Raw genomic sequence first — 18,827 nt, 5'->3', positions numbered from 1 at the left:
CAATGAAAAACTCATTTATAAACTGTACCGGAAAATCCGCCCTGGCATTCCTGATAGTCCTGATGTCCTGCAATGAATCGCATCTCGAAAAAAATGCGGTAGGAAGCCTTAACGAAAGCGTGCTGGCCAACCGGGCCGGTGTGAATGGGCTGCTGATCGGCGCCTATTCCCTCCTCGACGGCGTGGGGGCCAGCGGTACGGGCAGCCCCTGGCAGAGCCCTGTGAGCAACTATTTGCTGGGCGGTATCGCTTCCGATGATTCCCACAAAGGCACCGAATACGGGGACGAGTCGTATATGGAACAGATTGAAAACTATACACATACGCCTATTACCAGCTCATTTGATTCGAAATGGAGGGCATTGTATGCGGGGGTACAGCGGGCGAACGACGTGCTCCGTATCCTGGAACGTGTGAAACCGGAGGATATATCGGAAGCAGAACGGGAACAGATCGTAGCCGAAGCAGTTTTTTTACGCGCAGTATACCATTTTGAAGCGGCCAAAGTTTGGAGAAATGTACCTTACGTCGACGAAAATGTCACTTTTGCCAGTAACAATTACCTCGTCCCCAATACCGTCCCGATCTGGCCGATGATCGAGAAGGATCTCCTTCAGGCTATTGCTTCCCTCACGCCTACCAAAGCCGAAGTGGGGCGGGCCAATAGCTGGGCTGCCAAAGCGATGCTTGCCAAAGTGTATATGTTTCAGCATAAATATCAGGACGCGCAGCAGCTTTTAACTGATATTATAGCGAACGGTACTACTGCGGCCGGGCAGAAATATGCATTGATGCAGCGGTTTTCCGACAATTTCAATCCGTCCACAAAAAATGGCCCTGAATCTGTTTTCGCAGTACAGATGTCGGTGAACGACAATGCGCCGAACGGATTAAACGGCAATGCGGGGGATTTGTTGAATTTCCCCAACGGCGGCCCTGCCAACTGCTGTGTGTTTTACCAGCCGTCTTTCAGCCTTGTCAATTCTTATAAAACCGACCCCGAAAGCGGGCTTCCGCTGCTGGATACCTGGAACAACGGGGACATAAAAAATGATCAGGGGATTGCCTCCACAGATCCGTTTACCCCTTACGATGGTTCCCTGGACCCGCGCCTGGACTATACCGTGGGCAGACGCGGCATCCCGTACCTCGACTGGGGAAATATGCCGGGAGCGATCTGGATACAGATGCAGTCGGCGTCGGGACCTTATATTTCCATTAAAAACAGCTATTACAAAGCCGACAAGGCAACAACCTCCCAGTCGTACGGCGGCTGGGCAACGACCACCGCGAACAATTACAATATGATCCGTTTTGCGGACGTGCTGCTTTGGGCGGCAGAAGTGGAAGTCGAAATCGGAAGCCTGGAAAAGGCCGAAACATTGGTCAACATGATCAGGACGCGGGCGGCCAACAAGGACGGCTGGGTTAAAAAATATGTCGATAACGATCCGGCAAAAGGCTATACCAATATCCCGGCCGCCAACTACAAAATCGGATTGTATAAAGGCCAGTTTGCCGTCGGAGGGAAAGATTACGCAAGAAAAGCAGTCAGGTTCGAAAGGAAGATCGAGCTGGCGATGGAAGGGCATCGTTTCTTTGATCTCCAAAGATATGACAACGGAACCGGGTACATGGCAGATGTTCTCAACGCTTACATTATTCACGAGACGACCATTCCCGGATATGATTTTCAGTATATGAAAGGGGCCACATTCAAGAAGGGGAAAAATGAAATATTTCCGATTCCTCAAACGCAGATTGACCTGAGTACAGTCGACGGGGCATCGGTGTTGGTCCAGAATCCCAACTACTGATGATAGTTGTCATAAAAAAAATTTCACAAGCGACTGTCCCTATAGACCAAGAAAATGACTCTGTATAGATAGGACGTGGCGATGATAATGTTGTCTTTTGATAATATGATGATGCCATTTCTGATCTTAACCATTAAACCGCTAAAAGTGTACAGCCATGAATGATCGTTTTGCATATCTTTTGAAACGTTACCTGGACAAGCTGGCCACCGGGGAAGAATTGGAAGAACTCCGTTCGCTGATCCGGACCAATGAGTTCGAGGATATTGTCAAAAGCGATATTGCTGATTATCTGATGGCGGATTTTAAAGACCCGGAAACGGGCCGGGAGCATCAGGCAGATGTACTTTATGACCGGATCCTGAACGAGGTCAGAGAGCCGTTCGTGAAGGTCGAAACAGGCTGGAAAAGAAGATGGATGTGGGCCGCAGCAGCGGTATTGACAGGTATAGGTGTTGTGATCTGGAATTCCGGAAAATGGAAAAAAGAAATTGCCAAAAATGTGCAAGTCGCCGCCACGGACAGCCTCCTGACTTTTTCAAATAAAGATTTTATCCATTTGCCCGACGGTAGTACAGTCCTTTTGAATGAAGGAAGTGTTCTGAGTTATCATGCAAGTTATGGAACCAGTCTGCGTGAGGTAAGTCTGTCGGGCGAAGCATTTTTTGATATTAAAAAAGACCCTGGGCATGCCTTTATCGTCCACACCGGCAACGTCATCACCAAGGTTCTCGGGACAGCCTTTAACATTGACGCGCGACAAAAGAAAATTGTAGTAACCGTAACGCGAGGCCTGGTAGAAGTCGGGGATAAAAATAAGACCTATGGCAGGATCAAGCCGGACGAGCAGATTACGGTCAACACGGCGAATAACCAATTCAAACTGGCAGAAGTAAATGCACTCTCGGAACTGAAATGGAAGAACGAGAGCCTGATATTCGATGAGATCACTGTGGAAGAATCGGCAAAAATGATTGAGGAGCGATACAATGTGAAAGTTAATTTTGAAAATAACGATATCAAAAAGTGCCGCATCAGCGCATGGTTCCTCAACGGAGAAGACCTCGACCACGTGCTCGAAATGGTCAGCGGCACGCGTCAGGCCTCCTATGTCGTCAAAGGCGATCAGGTCAATATTATCGGAGGCTTCGGTTGCGAATGACAGACCTTATAATTTTTTATAAATTACTAAACCACAGACGCCTATGGGGAAAGATCAGCAGTATAGAAGTTACCAAAAAAAGAGGCTATCCGGTGTAGGAGCCGAATAGCCAGATGTGTTTAATAACTGTTTGAGCTAACTATTAAAAAACAACCAAAGTTATGAATTTAATTTTTACGGAACCAGTACGTTCTGCCGGAACGCCATGTCCCGGCCGGAAGCGCTCATTACTACGATTCGCTATGCGGGTAAGTTTTTTTTACGTCCTTTTCCTGTTCGGCACCATGCAGCTGCTGATGGCTCATACCGTTAACAGCCAGGGACTTACGGATCTAACTATTACCATGGAGGTTCAGCAGGAAAGTCTTAAAAACGTCCTGAAAAAAATTGAGAAAAAAGTCGGTATTTCCTTCGTGATCCCGCTGGATGAAGTGGAAACGTATAACGGTATCAGTTTGCCCAAAGCGACACGGAGCGTGAAAGAAACACTTGATCTTGTCTTGAGTGATACGGAGCTTTCGTACCGCCAGACAAATGACAAGACCGTGCTCATCTACGTGAAGAATAAAAAGAAGAAAAAAATTGCCAGAGAGGATTTTGATAAAGTCAGTTTCACTCCGGAAATACAGGAAGCCGCTGTGCTGAATGTCACCGGAAAGGTAACCGACGAAAGCAACGAACCCCTTCCGGGCGTGAGTGTAGTGATAAAAGGAACGCAACGCGGCAGTGTCACCGGCCCGGATGGTAAATTCCAGCTCGCCGTGGACGACGCATCGGCGGTCCTGATCTTCAGTTTTGTGGGTTATCAGAGCCAGGAAATAGCGGTAGGAAACCAAACGGACATCCCCATAACAATGAAGGCGGATGTAAAAGCATTGAGCGAGGTCGTAGTGGTAGGTTACGGTACCCAAAAGAAAACCTCCGTTACAGCCGCAGTGACCACCATGAAAGGTGAAGAAATTGCCGCTGTACCCGTTGCCAATCTGAGCAACAGCCTCGGCGGCAGAATGTCCGGGCTGATCGTCAGGCAGAATACCGGCGAGCCCGGCAGAGACGCCAGCAATATATTTATCAGGGGCGTGGCCACAACAGGCAACACGCAGCCGCTGCTTGTGGTCGACAATATACCCCGTGAATTTCAAAACCTGGACCCCAACACCATTGAAAGCATTACGATTCTGAAAGACGCTGCGGCGGTAGCCCCATACGGAGTGGCCGGTGCTAACGGCGTCGTCCTGGTCACCACCAAGAGAGGAAAATCCGGCGTGCCGACCATATCCTACAATGGCTACATCGGATTTCAGAATCCCACTGTGCTGCCTAAACTTCCTAATGCATTCGAATATGCCAGGCTCAAAAACGAAGCGAGTATGAGTGTGGGCGGCGGGCCTGTTTACAGCGCTGCCGATCTTCAGAAATTCCAGGACGGCTCTGATCCCGACGGGCATCCCAACCAGAATATCTATGACATGCTTTTTGATAAAAACACCCCGCTTACCGGTCACAATATCGAGTTGAGCGGAGGTGCCGAACGGATCCGGTACTATGCGAGCGTGGGTTATCAGCATCAGGCGGGTATCTGGGCCCCTACTTATCAGAACAGGTTTAACTATTCTATGAACCTCGATGCCGACGTCACCAAAACAACGAAGGTATCTTTTAATATCAACGGCCGGGAGCAGGTCAATAATGCCCCGACGGTCAGCACAGACAGGCTTTTCGAACTGGTACATTACGCTTCTCCCATTACGCCGATCCTTTTTTCAAACGGGGAAAGCGGTACTTATGTATGGAATAACGTGCACGGCAGCGGCAGTTCCAGGACCAACACCTCCCAGATCTATTCGCAGCTGTCGCTGGAACAGGAACTTCCTTTTATCAAAGGGCTGAGGTTCAAAGGAACAGTCGCTTTTGACCCAACCCTCACAAGAAACAAAGCATTCAGGACACCGTCGCACTTGTGGTCGGTGGACACGACCAAAACACCTTACGTTTTTATCGACGGGATCTTCGAGCAGGTCAAACCATCGCTCAACCAGAGTATGACTTACGGCAGGCAGCTCACCTATCAGGCCAGCCTGAACTATGTCGGGTCTTTTGGTAAAAACACCATTGGTGCACTGGCAGTTTTTGAAGCAAAATCAAACGATTCCCAGAACTTCGGCGCTACCAGAAGAAACTACAACCTTTCTGTGGACGAGCTGAGTATGGGCAGCTCTACCCTTGCCGATATCAGTAACTCAGGGCTCTCCTACAGGGCCAGGCAAATGGGTATCGTATACCGTCTCACCTACGATTATGCAAATAAATATCTTTTTGAAGCCAGCGGCAGGTACGACGGCAGCTATTACTTTGCGCCGGATCAGCGGTTCGGTTTTTTTCCGGCATTCTCAGTGGGCTGGAGATTATCCGAAGAAGAGTTTTTCAAGAAAATCAACTGGATCGACAATTTAAAGATCAGGGCTTCTTACGGAGAAGTAGGGGCTGTGGCAGGTTCGACGTTTCAATACCTGAGCCTGTATAATATTTCAGGCCCCGCGGCTGTTCTCGACGGTGGTGCTGTTCAGGCCGCTGCGGAAGGAATCGAGTCAAATCCAAATATTACCTGGGAAAGAGCCCGAAAAACGAACATAGGCCTGGAAGCGATCCTGTGGAAAGGCCTGCTGAAACTGGAAGCTGATTACTTTTACGAACGCCGCGGCAACATGCTCACCAGCCCGACCGTGGTGGTACCTGTAGAATATGGTGTGGGGCTAAGCCAGGTGAATGCCGGGGAAATGGAGAACAGAGGTGTCGACTTTAATATCAGCTCTTCATACAGTGTCAACAAAGACCTTAACATCACGCTGGGAACGAATTTTACCTTCGCCAAAAACAAATTGCTGCAGGTATTTGAATCATCCGTGACCTACGATAATCCAAACCGCAGGGTGACAGGCAGGCCGCTGGCCACCAGGTTCGGATATGAGTCGACCGGTTATTTCCAGGTGGAGGATTTCAACGACAAAGGTGAGCTCCTGCCGGGCATTGCCGTACAGCCCTGGGGCAAAGTTTTTCCGGGCGATGTTCGCTACAGGGACGTGAACGGAGACGGCAAGATCGATAACAACGATATCGTGCCTATCGGCGTAGCTGATATTCCCCAGATTATTTACGGGGTATTTTCAAATATTTCTTACAAACGTTTCGCACTGGACCTGCTTTTCCAGGGTGCTGCCAAATCCAATATCTACGGACCCAGCGGCTACTGGCATCCGTTTAACAACGGCCGCGGGGCTTATGCAAGCAACCTGGACTACTGGACCCCGGAAAACCGGAATGCTTCCCATGCCAGGATCACACCGTCGCCTACGTCCAACAACAATCAATTGTCCTCTTACCTCATGTTTAACTCAAGGTACCTGAGACTTAAGAGTGTAAACCTTTCTTATTCCATTCCTGAAAAAATAAGCAGGAAGATCGGGATGCAGAACGCCAGGGTATTCATGTCGGGCCAGAACCTTCTGACATTTACCCCGATCATCAACTACGATCCGGAAATTATCAATTCTCAGGCGCTGGACTACCCGCAGCAGAGAGTGGTTTCATTTGGTTTTAACCTGACATTCTAAACGTTTCGTCTCATGAGAACTCATATAAAATTCAGCTATATATCCATCTGTTTTCTGTTGTTGACCGGCCTGTTCTCCTGCCAGGAGTACCTGGACGTTATCCCAAAGGACCGGGTCGCAGATGCTACACTTTGGTCGGACAAGGGAAATGCAGACCTTTTTCTGAACGGTATTTACGGAAGTATCCGAGGGCCTATCGACTTTTTCGATCATGGAGACAACTACACCGACAACACGATCAGCCAGTATTTGTGGGCGGGCAGCCGGTCTTTGTACGTACTGGGTATTGAAACACCGGGCACGACCTCCAATTTGCAGCAGTGGGCGCAGTTTACCAACGTCCGTAAATGCAACGTTTTTATTTCAAAAGCCGAAGCTTCAAGCCTGGACCCTGCCTGGAAAAAGCTGAGGATCGCGGAAGCAAGGTTCTTACGGGCCTATTTCTATTCACTGCTCTGGACCACCTACGGCGGGGTACCGATCATTACCGACGTACTGGACAGGAATACCCAGGGCGAAGAGATTTTCAGGGCACGGAATACCGATGAGGAAACTTTTAAATTTATCGTGGACGAATGTGCAGCCATTGCCGACGACCTGCCCGTTAAACCAGGCGGATCCAGGGCTGGCAAAGGTGCAGCTTTGACCTTGAAGGCATGGTGCGAACTGTTCAATGCCGGCCCGCTTAAAAATCCCGCCAATGACAAAACCAGGTGGGCTTTGGCGGCAGCAACCAATAAGCAGGTTATGGATTTAAAAGCCTATACGCTTTTCCCTGACCGTGAAACCATGTTTTTTGAAGGTAACAATAGAAATTCGGAAGTCATATTTGACAAAAGCTACCTGGGCGGCACCACCATCGGTAACAGCCGTTCCGGACTGCAGCCCATAGGCGTGGTCGGAGGAACACAGAATTCATGGTCGGGTGTAAATGTAACCCAGGAACTGGTGGACGAATATACCATGGCCAACGGTCTTCCCATCACCGACCCCGCCTCCGGATATAACCCTCAAAAACCTTACGAAAACCGGGAAAAGCGCTTTTACCAGGATATCATTTATGACGGGTCCCTCTTTATGGGGCAAGAAGCGGTATACTACACAGGCTCAGGGAGCCTGAACGAGCTCGACCTGAACTTCGGCAGTACCAACCGCCCTGCTACCGTATATCACCCCCGGAAAGCCATTGAAAATCAGTATTATATCAATGGATGGAACTACCTGAGCAGCGCAAACTGGGTGATTTTCAGGTACGCAGAAGTGCTGCTGAGCTATGCCGAGGCGCAGAATGAAGCCGTAGGGCCGGACGCTTCCGTATATGAAGCTATCAACGCCATAAGGGCGCGGGTGGAACTGCCTGCACTGAAAGCCGGCCTGACGCAGGAACAAATGCGCGTGGCAATCCAAAGAGAAAGAAGAGTGGAACTCTGCTTCGAAGACAAACGCTGGCCCGACCTGATACGCCTGAAACTGGCCGAAAAACTGATCCCTAAAACCGTTCACACCATGAAAATCGAGAAAGTGAACGGCGTAAAAAAATATACTGTGGTAGAAACCGGAGGCACGAACCGAGGTTTTGATCCCGCCAAAAATTACCTCCTGCCAATCCCCAGAACGGCAATGGACCGCAATAAAAAACTTGTCAACAACCCGGGTTACGGAGACAATTAAAAGACATCAGATCAGATACTCATGAACAGAAGATCCTTTATCCAAAATTCAATTGTTGGCGCGGCAGGTATTTCCATGCTCCCGTCATCCGCGTTTGCACACAACAAACCAGGGACGACTTTTATAGCCAACTACGATACAGAAAGTAAAAACTGCCTCGACTACCTGGAAACGATCGTTAACGTGCATATCAAGCATCAGATGCCGGCCACATTCTTTGTCGTTGCCAGCATCATTAATGATACCAACAAGCAGCGGGTGGTCAAATTGCTGGATAATCCGCTCTTTGAAGTGGGCAGCCATTCCTACAATCACCAGGTTGTAATGGCACATCCGCTGGCTAATAAAGTAGGCAACCCGAGAATAGAAATTGTCGACAGTAAAAAGAAGCTCGAAGACATATTCGGCAAAGAACTGACCGGTTTTGCTGCTCCCTATGCCTATACCGACGGTTTTAAAAATCAGAAAAACATCCTGGAACTGGTACAGGAGGCAGGATACAAATACACAAGCAGCATGTGCTGGGGGCCCGACTATTCACTGCCGGCGCCCATTCTGGAATCTTTTACTTATGCAAAAGACGGTTTCGCAGGTATCACGGAAATCCCCAAGCATGGCTGGCATGAAAACATTTTGAAAGGACATACGGACGTGAGCAAGGTCAAAGTCCTGCAATGGCCCTCGATCTGGCCGGATGCTGCTATACCAAAAGGCTTTGTGAAAACACCCAAAGAGGAATTTCTGGTCAATCAGTGCTTTTTGGATCTGGCAAGAAAACAAAACAAAAAGCACCTGACGCTGGCATGGCATCCCTGGTCGATCGGCAGAATGGATAAAGATATGAAAGTCCTCGACCTGACTTTTGATTATGCCAAAAAGCAGGGTTTCAACACGGCTACTTTCCGGGATTTTTACAAAACCCTTCCGGCATAAAAGCCGTCGTCCAATTCTTTCAATCTTTAAAAATGGCCAATTCATGAAAGACATCACATACGACGCGATCGTCGTCGGTACCGGGATCAGCGGCGGCTGGGCAGCGAAGGAGCTTTGCGAAAAAGGATTAAAAACGCTCGTCCTGGAAAGAGGAAGGGATGTGAAGCACATTATTGATTACGAAGACATGAAAGCGCCCTGGGAACTCGAACACCGGGGGCGCGTAACACAGGAAGACCGGCGGATCAGTCCGGTGCAAAGTGGCGTATACAATTACAATGAAGTATCCAGGAAGTTTTTTGTCAATGACCTGGACCAGCCCTACGAACAGGTGAAACCATTTGAATGGGCGCGGGGGTACCAGGTCGGCGGGCGTAGCCTTTTGTGGGGCCGGCAATGTTACCGCCGCAGCGAGATCGACTTTGAAGCCAATGCAAAGGACGGTCACGGGGTAGACTGGCCGATACGTTACAAGGATATTGCCCCCTGGTATGACTACGTGGAACCTTTTGTAGGTATCAGCGGTCAGCGCGAAGGACTTGCACATTTGCCGGACGGCATCTATCAGCCTCCGATGGACATGAACTGTGTCGAAAAAATGGTGGCCGAAAGAGTAAAAAAAGGCTTTGGCGGCAGTCGTCTGATCATCAACGGACGTACTGCCAATCACACGCGCCAGATCGGCAAGCGGGGGCCGTGCCAGTTTCGTGCAAAATGCGAGAGCGGATGCAGCTACGGCGGTTATTTCAGTACCAATTCAGCAACGCTCCCCGCAGCCGCAGAAACCGGTAACATGACGCTGCGGCCGTTTTCAGTGGTCAGGGAAATCATTTATGATAAAGAAAAACGGAGGGCAAAGGGGGTGCGCATCATTGATTCAGAAACCATGGAAGAACATGAGTACTACGCAAAAATCATCTTCCTGAATGCCTCTACGCTGAACACCACGGCCATTCTGCTGAATTCCGTTTCGGATGCTTTTCCAAACGGACTGGGCAACAGCAGCGGGCAGGTGGGCCATAACCTCATGGATATGCCTTACGGAATGGGCGCCTCGGGTACTTACGATGGGTTTAAAGACAGGTACACTTTCGGCAACCGGCCTACCGGTGTATTTGTCCCCCGTTTCAGGAACATCAGCAAAGAAACCGAGCGGACCGATTATGTGAGAGGCTTTACGTACCAGGGAGGGGCCGGCAAAGGCAGGGTTGGCTGGGCGGATGGCGTCGGCGTCCAGTTTAAGGAAGCCCTGACGGAGTCGACCGACTGGAGCATGTCGATTACGGCCTGGGGAGAGCACCTGCCCTACTACGACAATAAGGTCACGCTGCATAAGGAGAAAAAGGATAAATTCGGTATGCCGGTACTGGTGATAGACTGTGCGTTCAAGGAAAACGAAAAAGCCCTGGGCAAAGACGCCATGAACAGTGCGGCGGAAATACTGGAAATGGGCGGGCTCAAAAACATTACCACGTATGACCGTGGCAAAATTCCGGGCTCCTGCATCCATGAAACAGGAACGGCCAGAATGGGCAAAGATCCTAAAACATCGGTACTCAATAAATGGAACCAGATGCATGAAGTCAACAACCTGTTTATCACCGACGGTTCTTCAGTATGCTCTTCGGGATGTACGCCCGGCCCGTCGGTTACTTATATGGCTTTAACAGCCCGTGCGGTGGATTATGCAACCAAAGAAATGAAAAAAGGAAATTTACGCTAACCATACCATGAACAGAAGAGAAGCACTTGAAAAGGTCAGCTATATGCTTGGCGGCACTTTCGTAGGGGCCAGCGCATTTCTGAGCAGCGGGTTTACTTTCGCGGATAAGGGTTTGTTTGACAAAGATCAGATCGCTTTTCTGAACGAAGTCGGCGAGACGATCTGGCCCAAAACCGACAGTCCCGGCGCAAAGGAGGCAGATGTCGGATCGTTTATGTCGGTCATTGTGAAAGACTGTTACACGCCCGCCGACCGTAAGGTTTTTACAGACGGAATGGTCACGCTCGAACAACGCTGCAAGCAGGAAACCGGTAAAGGTTTTATGCAGGCCACACCTGGCCAGCGTACCGCTTTTTTAACAAAGCTGGACCAGGAAGCAAAGGATTATATGTCGAAAAGAAAGGGCGACCAGCCTGTTCATTATTTCCGGATGATGAAAGAACTTACGCTGGCGGGCTTTTATACTTCGGAGGTCGGTGCCGTCAAGTTTTTGAAATACAATCCTGCCCCGGGCCGATACGATGGTTGCACTACTGAACGTCCCTGGTAATCAATGAATTTAGTTAAACATACATTACGCAGTTTTTTTATACTGATAGGCATTTCCCTGTTTTCGGCAGGTTACTGCCAGCAGGGAGATATCTATTTTACTGTCCCGATCAATCTGAAGTTTCCGGACAACATTTCAACATCCGGTACCGTGCAGGATTCCGATAGCATTTACTACGATTGGGCTGTATTGAAATTGCCGCCGAAATATGGTAAAACCGGCGAGCCTACCAGGCTGGTATTCATGGCTCACGGCGCTGGCGGCGGGGTTTCGGAAAATGATTGGTTTCTGAACCGGTATGCGCTGAAAGATAGTTTGCTGGCTCATGGTTATGCTGTGTTCGATGTCAACGGAGGGCCTTTGGTTGAAAATATGGGCGGAAGCTGGTCGGTACAGGCAGCTTACAAAGCCTACGAGCATATCCGGAAAAATTACAATGTGCATCCCGGAATATTTGTATCCGGTTTTTCCATGGGCGGATGCTCTTCTGTCAATTTTGTTTACCGGCATAGCAACATTGTAATAGCCCATGCCATGTACAGTCCCGTATTGAATCTGTACGGACAAGCCTGGCAAAACCCCTGGCTGAAAACGACCCGAAAAGCTATTGCCGCAACACACCATTTCAGCGACCCGACCGGAAACACCTGGGACGCGAAGCGCGTTACCGGCTGGAATCCATTGTTTATCAATACTTTTTACAATGGCCGGGATACTGTTAAAATATACCCCGTGCCGGTCAAGATCTGGCACGGAAACAGAGATAAAGTGGTTAAAATCGACGCTTCCCGCAGTTTTCAAAAATATATTGAAAACGCGGGCGGGTATTGTGAACTGCGCGAAATCGATAGCGATGACCACGGATTAAGCTGCGGAAATCCTGTGATGAACCGGGAACTGCTGCTTTTTTTCAAAAGATTTGATCAATAATGAAGTCATTTTTGTCCCGATATACTTGATGAATTTCCTCACTACTCCTAAACTTTTTACCGTATTACTCCTCTGCTGCCTGCTGGTAGCCATGAGCAGTAACCTGAAAACCAATCCTTCCCGTGAAGTGCCGCCTGACCAGGCACTGGCTACGTTCCAGCTGGCCGAAGGTTTCCAGATCGAAATGATTGCAAGCGAACCGCTGATCGCCGACCCTGTTGCCATGGAAATTGACGAGTATGGCCGGATGTACGTGGTGGAAATGCACGGCTATCCCCTCGACAAAAGCGGCTCGGGGAAGATCAAGCTACTCAGCGACGCAGACGGCGATGGTAAAATGGACGACAGCAAGGTTTTTGCCGAAGGGCTCATGCTTCCCACAGGTGTGATGAGGTGGAAAAAAGGCATTATCGTGACCGACGCGCCAAATGTATTGTATTTGGAAGATACCGACGGAGACGGCAAAGCGGATGTAAAAGATACGCTGATCACCGGTTTTGCTTTGTCTAACCCCCAGCATAACCTCAACAATCCGATCCTGGGGCTCGACAACTGGATCTATCTGGGTCATGAACCGGCTGTGTCTACGCAGACCTTCAAAAGCGAGTTCGGCGACAGAGGAGGCGAAGTATATTTTCCGGGCAAAAAAGACAGCCCGCGCCTGCCAGACAATGCCCGCGGGCGCAGCGTAAGGATGCGACCGGACAGAACCGGCCTGGAAATACTTTCGGCCAATACACAATTCGGCCATTCCTTTGATACCTGGGGGCACTATATGCTGGTCAGCAACGCTAATCACCTGATCCATCAGGTCATATCCGCCGCATATCTCAACCGGAACCCAAGCCTGCTGGTTTCCAACGCCACCCAGTCCATTTCAGATCACGGCTCAGCCGCGGAAGTTTTTCCGATCACACAAAACCCTCAAAATCAATTGCTGACCGACGTAGGCGTATTTACTTCTGCTTGTGGGACGACCGTGTACCAGGGAGGGCTTTTTCCGGCGGCATTCGATAGCATCGCCTTTGTGGCCGAGCCGGTCAGTAACATCGTTCATGCTGACGCGCTGCGCGATAAAGGCGCCACTTTTACCGGCAGCCGTGTTTATCAGAACAAAGAATTTCTCGCCTCGACGGATGCCTGGTTCAGGCCGGTCAATATGTATACTGGTCCGGACGGTGCGCTGTATGTCGTGGATTATTACCGGCAGATCATCGAGCACCCGGAATGGATGGCAGAGGATGTTGTGAAATCCGGCGCATTGTACAATGGTATCGACAAAGGCAGATTGTACCGGATCACGCCGAAAGGGACAAAACCTTATTCGCTTTCAAAAGAACTGAAATCGGCAGATCTAAGCAATGCACAATTGCTGAAAAGACTCTCTGATCCGAACATCTGGTGGCGCCGCAACGCCCAGCGTTTACTGATCGACCGCCGTGCCTCCGGTGAAGCCGCAGCACTGGAGCAAATGGCCGTTTCGGAAAAAAATCCTGTCGGAAGGCTGCACGCACTCTGGACATTGGAAGGACTTGATCTGCTAAAGCCATCGGTTATCATCAGTGCATTAAAAGACCAGTCGGCCGGAGTTCGTGAAAACGCTGTAAAATTGTCCGAAGCTTTTGCCGGTGACGCCGGAATACGGACCGCATTGTATGCATTGCAGAACGATGGGAATGCCAAAGTCCGTTTTCAGTTGCTATGTACCCTGGGTTCAATTGACACACCGGAGTCGGCCCAGGCCAGGGAGAAATTATTGTTCCGGGATATGGACGATCCGTGGATGCAGATCGCAGCGCTTTCGGCTGCTCCTTCGGCCAAGAGCAATCTGTTAAATGCTGTTCTTGACCGATTTGAAAAAAACAAACCTGCCTACGCTTCATTGGTGGAGCGGCTGAGCAATATGACCGGCGCCGGAGGAACTTCGGAAGACATCAGATCGGCAGTTAAAAAATCTTTGCAGCCTGAAAGTGGCAACCATTCCGGATGGCAGGCAGCCGTATTGCGGGGGCTTTCTCAGGGATTAAAAAATAACAAGGAAGCTGCGACTGCGCTCAAAGCAGACCAGAGCCTTTTGGTAAGTGCGGCGCTGAACAATGGTTCCACGGCAGTGCGCCAGGCCAGCATTCAATTGTTGCGCATTACCGGCCTGCCCGCGATACCTTCCAGTCATACGGCCATAGAAAAGTCGGCACGGACAGCATTGGATAAAAAATCCACCCCGGAAAGCAGGATCGCCGCCATCAATTTCCTGGCATTGGATAACCCGAAAAAACATACAGACCTCCTGAAACGACTTATCTCCCCCACAGAACCCACGGCAGTGCAGCTTGCCGCGCTCAATACATTGGCTTCCATTCCGGATATAACGGTCAGCGAGTTTACTGTGGCACAATGGCCGTCCCTTACCCCGGACGTCCGGAATGCTGCTATCAATACTTTTATGGGTAACGACGCACGCGTAACACTGCTGCTGGATGCGATTGAAAAAAAGATCATCGACCCTTCCAGCATCGGCTGGCCACGCAGCGTAGGACTAATGGCGCAGGGAAATGCAGACCTGAAAGCCCGTTCGCGCGCATTGCTCACCAAAAAAGACGACGGCCGGCAAGAGATTATAAAAAAATACGCCCCCGCCTTATCGATGGCAGGAAGCGCAGACAAAGGAAAACTGGTATTTACCAACAATTGCTCGGCCTGTCACCAGATCGGCGGCAAAGCCGGCACGCCTTACGGCCCCGACCTGGGCACGATCCGGAACCGGCGTCCGGAGTCTATTATGGGCGATATTCTCAATCCCAATCAATCTATCGCCGACGGCTATGATATCTGGTCGGTGGAAATGAAATCGGGAGAAACCATTCAGGGGCTGATCGCCACAGAAACACCATCCGCATTGACCATCCGGAATTATGGCGGACAAGAAACGGTCATCGCCAGACAGAACATCAAGTCGCTCAAAGCACTCGGAATGTCGGTAATGCCGGCAGGGCTTGAAAATCAGATCAGTCCCGAAGATATGGCCGATCTGCTGGTTTTCCTGAAACAAGGCAAGTAAGGCGGCTTTTTTATACAAAACTGAATATTCCTAAATCCAAAAATCATAATGAATCACAAACGCAAATATTTTTCGGGAACAATGCAAAACAGCGTGATGGCGCTTTTCCTGCTATGCCAGATCTTCGGTGCGGATGTCCACGCCGGGGCTTTTCGGGCGGCAGTCGTGAAAGTTGACATCACCCCCGATAATCCGCAGATGCTCCTGGGTTACCAGGCCAGGCAGTCTACCGGTGTGCATGATAAGATCTATCACCGTATCATTGCCCTGGACGACGGTACCACGCAGTTTTTTATCGTTTCTTCCGATATCTGTCTTGTATCACCTGCCGAATACGACAAAGTTTCCGCCCGCCTTTTGAAAGAGCAGAAAGTAAGCCCTATTAATCTTTGGTGGACTTTTACCCACACACATTCCGCGCCCGAAGTTGGCCCTCCCGGACTGCCCGTTATTTTTCTCGGTGAAAGATATAAACATGAATACGACAAGACCTATACGGCTATGGTAGAACAAAAGCTGATCGACGGCATTGCGGAAGCCCGTAAAAACCTTGCGCCCGCAAAACTGGGAATTGGCTGGGGTTTTGCCCAGGCGAATATCAATCGCCGTGCGCGCTTTTCCGATGGGAACACCACGCTGGGCATGAATCCCGATGGGCCTGTCGACCGGCGGATCGGTTTGCTCCGTCTCGAAAAAGCAGACGGCAGCCCGATGGCACTGATCGCCAACTACGCCATGCATGGTACCGTCATGAGCGGCGCCAATCTGGAAATCAGCGGAGATGCGCCGGGTATTGTTTCGGAATATGTGGAGAAAAAAACGGGTGTGCCGCTTTTGTATATCAATGGAGCAGCCGGGAATATCGCACCGATTTACAGTGTATATCCAAGTCCCGGCGCCGGGCATCTTGCTCAGTTTCAGGTGCTCCTCGGCGATAAGATCCTCGACGCAAACAAAGCGCTTACTGCTACCACTTCCGACATAAAGCTAAAATCTTCCGCTATTACCGTAGAAACGCCCAGAAAAGCCGGACTTGGCTGGCCGGATGAACTTGCCGCCTTTACGCGCACCAACAAAGCCGGAGTCAATTTCATCAAACTCCCCGTGCGTTTTCTGAAGATCAATGAAGAAGTGGCTATATGGGGCGCCCCGCTTGAATTGTTCTGCGAAATTTCAAATGAAATCCGCGACCGTTCCCCTTTTCCGCATACGTTTTATTTTGGGTATACCAATGGCTGGCTCGGCTACCTCCTCACCGAAGAAGAGCTCAAATACGGCGGATACGAACCGAGCGTTTCCCCCTACTCACCTTCCGCAGCAAAGGACCTTACCGATAGCGTGGTCAATTATTTACAGGGCCAAATGAAAAATCCACACTGAAATTAAACGCATTAATCCGTATTAAATCACATTCCAACATGACCTCGACACTTTCCAAAAGCTTCGTTTTCCTGCTTCTGACAGGAATATTATTGATCCGCATTGAAACCGGACTGGCACAAAAAAGTACGTTTGCCTGGCCGGAAGGCAAGAAAATCGCTATCAGTCTTTCATTCGATGATGCGAGAGCCAGCCAGGCCACTACCGGAATTCCCGCCCTGAACGAATACAATGTAAAAGGTACGTTTTATGTGGTGCCATCGGCAGTAAAAGGTCAGCTGGAAAACTGGAAAAAGGCGGTTGCGGCTGGCCAGGAAATTGCCAATCATTCGATAAATCATCCTTGTACCGGAAATTTCCCCTGGTCGCGCGCCAAGGCGCTGGAAGATTATACCCAGAAAAGTATGCATGCAGAGCTGACAGAAGCCAATACACAGATCTTCAATTTATTAGGTGTCAAATGCGACGGTTTTGCCTACCCTTGTGGAAATACGTTTGTGGGCAGGGGAATTAATACCAAAAGCTATGTGCCCGTGGTGGCGGATATTTTCGCGACAGGACGTACCTGGCGCAACGAAGGCCCCAACTCCCCGGAATTCTGTGATATGGCACAGCTCACAGGCATGGAAATGGACGGAAGGGATTTTGAAGAGATTTTGCCGATGATCGAACAGGCCAAAGCCAACGGCCAGTGGCTGATACTGGCAGGCCACGAAATGGGCGAAAATGGCCCACAAACCACGCGCATCTCCATGCTCAGAAAGCTGATCCAATATGCACAAGACCCGAAAAACGAAATCTGGCTCGAACCGGTAGGCACTGTCGCCAGGTACGTTCTGACCACCAGAAGCGGCAAAACACCAGCCCCGGAACATGGTTCGCTCGTCCGCCCGGATGATAAAGGAAACGTGTCCCTCCACGCCCAGGCCGGAGTAGGAACCGGCCCCAAGATCAAGTACATGCCCGAATGGAAAGCCTTCGGATGGTTTACCGGAGAAGACAAAGTGACCTGGGAACTGGAAGTCCCGCAAAAAGGAAACTACGAAATCTTACTCGAATGGTCAGTTTCCGATGAAGAAGCCGGAAAGCCATTCTTGTTCGAGGTCGGCAGCAAGAAAATCACAGGCAATGTCGGAAAAAGCGGTTCCTGGGAAACATTCAGGGAAAAGAAAATTGGTGAAATAAACCTCACCCCCGGCAAACATAAGATCGTATTCCGGGCTGCAACACCGTTTAAAAACGGAGCTTTGCTGGATTTGAGGGAGGTGAAGCTGGTGGCAAAGAAATGAACGGGAAACACGACCCATTCCGCGCAACCATCCACATGGTCGCCAGTCTGGACGGCATAATCGCCAAAAAGGACAACAGCGTTTCCTGGTTTGAGACATCGAGCCCGTATGCGAAGGGTGTCGACGGAGAAAATCCGGAGGAATTTCTAAAAACGATCGACTGCTACGTCATGGGCTCCCGGACTTACGAACATGCTCTGGAACTTTCAAAGTCTTACGGCTGGGCCTACGGCGACAAGCCGACCATCGTGGTAACCAGCAGAAACCTGCCCATCGAAAGACCGAACGTTGAATTGTATTCCGGAGATCTAAACAAACTGGTCGAAGAGCGGCTAAAACCACACTACAACCACGTCTGGCTCGCCGGCGGCGCTATGGTGGCAAATGAATTCCTCCGCTTACAACTGGCCGACGAAATAAGACTATCGATCCTACCCATTATTCTTGGCGAAGGAACCTTATTCCTTGACCAGGTTGGGGTGGAGCAGAGGCTGCATTTGAAGGATGTGATTGCTTATAGGAATGGGATGGTTGGGTTGCGGTATGGGGTTGGGGAATTTTAGCAGTGTGTGTAGAAAGTCAGATTTTTGACCCACGTCGATATAAACGTGGGTCAAAAATTGGAAAAATGACTCACGTTAGTTCGGAAATAGACCTAAATTTGGAAAAATGACCTACGAAAGTATGAGTACTTCCAGATTAA

12 protein-coding genes are annotated in these 18,827 nt (G+C 49.9%); all 12 read left to right on the top strand.

Annotated elements, in window-relative coordinates; all coding sequences use genetic code 11:
* Nucleotides 1-2 precede the first annotated feature (2 nt).
* The 12 genes from FBF61_RS17740 to FBF61_RS17685 all read left to right on the top strand — a co-directional run bounded on the left by FBF61_RS17740 (nucleotide 3) and on the right by FBF61_RS17685 (nucleotide 18,687).
* Complete coding sequence (locus FBF61_RS17740; RefSeq protein WP_138479671.1) at nucleotides 3-1,817, top strand: RagB/SusD family nutrient uptake outer membrane protein; 1,815 nt, start codon at nucleotides 3-5, stop codon at nucleotides 1,815-1,817.
* Nucleotides 1,818-1,974: 157 nt separating this feature from the next.
* Nucleotides 1,975-2,979, top strand: coding sequence for a FecR family protein (locus FBF61_RS17735; RefSeq protein WP_138479669.1), 1,005 nt, complete (start codon nucleotides 1,975-1,977; stop codon nucleotides 2,977-2,979).
* 161 nt (nucleotides 2,980-3,140) lie between these two features.
* Nucleotides 3,141-6,590: a SusC/RagA family TonB-linked outer membrane protein gene (locus FBF61_RS17730; protein ID WP_138479667.1), complete on the top strand. Its 3,450-nt coding sequence runs from the start codon at nucleotides 3,141-3,143 to the stop codon at nucleotides 6,588-6,590.
* Nucleotides 6,591-6,602: 12 nt separating this feature from the next.
* Nucleotides 6,603-8,261, top strand: coding sequence for a RagB/SusD family nutrient uptake outer membrane protein (locus FBF61_RS17725; RefSeq protein ID WP_138479665.1), 1,659 nt, complete (start codon nucleotides 6,603-6,605; stop codon nucleotides 8,259-8,261).
* Nucleotides 8,262-8,282: 21 nt separating this feature from the next.
* A complete protein-coding gene (locus FBF61_RS17720) occupies nucleotides 8,283-9,194 on the top strand; it encodes a polysaccharide deacetylase family protein (protein WP_138479663.1) in 912 nt (303 codons plus the stop codon).
* Nucleotides 9,195-9,237: 43 nt separating this feature from the next.
* Nucleotides 9,238-10,917: a GMC oxidoreductase gene (locus FBF61_RS17715; protein WP_138479661.1), complete on the top strand. Its 1,680-nt coding sequence runs from the start codon at nucleotides 9,238-9,240 to the stop codon at nucleotides 10,915-10,917.
* 7 nt (nucleotides 10,918-10,924) lie between these two features.
* The gene (locus tag FBF61_RS17710; protein WP_138479659.1) at nucleotides 10,925-11,467 is read left to right on the top strand and encodes a gluconate 2-dehydrogenase subunit 3 family protein; all 543 of its coding nucleotides are present in this window, start codon (nucleotides 10,925-10,927) and stop codon (nucleotides 11,465-11,467) included.
* Nucleotides 11,468-11,470: 3 nt separating this feature from the next.
* Nucleotides 11,471-12,397, top strand: coding sequence for an alpha/beta hydrolase family protein (locus tag FBF61_RS17705; protein ID WP_138479657.1), 927 nt, complete (start codon nucleotides 11,471-11,473; stop codon nucleotides 12,395-12,397).
* A gap of 28 nt (nucleotides 12,398-12,425) precedes the next feature.
* The gene (locus FBF61_RS17700; protein WP_229215106.1) at nucleotides 12,426-15,455 is read left to right on the top strand and encodes a PVC-type heme-binding CxxCH protein; all 3,030 of its coding nucleotides are present in this window, start codon (nucleotides 12,426-12,428) and stop codon (nucleotides 15,453-15,455) included.
* 48 nt (nucleotides 15,456-15,503) lie between these two features.
* A complete protein-coding gene (locus FBF61_RS17695; protein WP_229215105.1) occupies nucleotides 15,504-16,835 on the top strand; it encodes a neutral/alkaline non-lysosomal ceramidase N-terminal domain-containing protein in 1,332 nt (443 codons plus the stop codon).
* A 38-nt stretch (nucleotides 16,836-16,873) separates the two neighbouring features.
* Entirely contained in the window at nucleotides 16,874-18,124 is a 1,251-nt protein-coding gene (locus FBF61_RS17690) for a polysaccharide deacetylase family protein (RefSeq protein WP_138479655.1), read from the top strand.
* The gene (locus tag FBF61_RS17685) at nucleotides 18,121-18,687 is read left to right on the top strand and encodes a dihydrofolate reductase family protein (protein WP_229215104.1); all 567 of its coding nucleotides are present in this window, start codon (nucleotides 18,121-18,123) and stop codon (nucleotides 18,685-18,687) included. The genes FBF61_RS17690 and FBF61_RS17685 overlap by 4 nt, the downstream gene beginning before the upstream one ends.
* Nucleotides 18,688-18,827 lie beyond the last annotated feature (140 nt).

The organism is Dyadobacter bucti (genome assembly GCF_005869225.1).
Lineage (GTDB): Bacteria > Bacteroidota > Bacteroidia > Cytophagales > Spirosomataceae > Dyadobacter > Dyadobacter bucti.
The sequence above is the reverse complement of the archived record's forward strand: the minus strand, read 5'-3'. Positions and strand labels throughout refer to the sequence as shown.

What these genes read in the sequence shown, in the direction of transcription:
- FBF61_RS17740 (WP_138479671.1), top strand. Translation starts at nt 3, where the DNA reads ATGAAAAACTCATTTATAAACTGTACCGGAAAATCCGCCCTGGCATTC.
- FBF61_RS17735 (WP_138479669.1), top strand. Translation starts at nt 1,975, where the DNA reads ATGAATGATCGTTTTGCATATCTTTTGAAACGTTACCTGGACAAGCTG.
- FBF61_RS17730 (WP_138479667.1), top strand. Translation starts at nt 3,141, where the DNA reads ATGAATTTAATTTTTACGGAACCAGTACGTTCTGCCGGAACGCCATGT.
- FBF61_RS17725 (WP_138479665.1), top strand. Translation starts at nt 6,603, where the DNA reads ATGAGAACTCATATAAAATTCAGCTATATATCCATCTGTTTTCTGTTG.
- FBF61_RS17720 (WP_138479663.1), top strand. Translation starts at nt 8,283, where the DNA reads ATGAACAGAAGATCCTTTATCCAAAATTCAATTGTTGGCGCGGCAGGT.
- FBF61_RS17715 (WP_138479661.1), top strand. Translation starts at nt 9,238, where the DNA reads ATGAAAGACATCACATACGACGCGATCGTCGTCGGTACCGGGATCAGC.
- FBF61_RS17710 (WP_138479659.1), top strand. Translation starts at nt 10,925, where the DNA reads ATGAACAGAAGAGAAGCACTTGAAAAGGTCAGCTATATGCTTGGCGGC.
- FBF61_RS17705 (WP_138479657.1), top strand. Translation starts at nt 11,471, where the DNA reads ATGAATTTAGTTAAACATACATTACGCAGTTTTTTTATACTGATAGGC.
- FBF61_RS17700 (WP_229215106.1), top strand. Translation starts at nt 12,426, where the DNA reads ATGAATTTCCTCACTACTCCTAAACTTTTTACCGTATTACTCCTCTGC.
- FBF61_RS17695 (WP_229215105.1), top strand. Translation starts at nt 15,504, where the DNA reads ATGAATCACAAACGCAAATATTTTTCGGGAACAATGCAAAACAGCGTG.
- FBF61_RS17690 (WP_138479655.1), top strand. Translation starts at nt 16,874, where the DNA reads ATGACCTCGACACTTTCCAAAAGCTTCGTTTTCCTGCTTCTGACAGGA.
- FBF61_RS17685 (WP_229215104.1), top strand. Translation starts at nt 18,121, where the DNA reads ATGAACGGGAAACACGACCCATTCCGCGCAACCATCCACATGGTCGCC.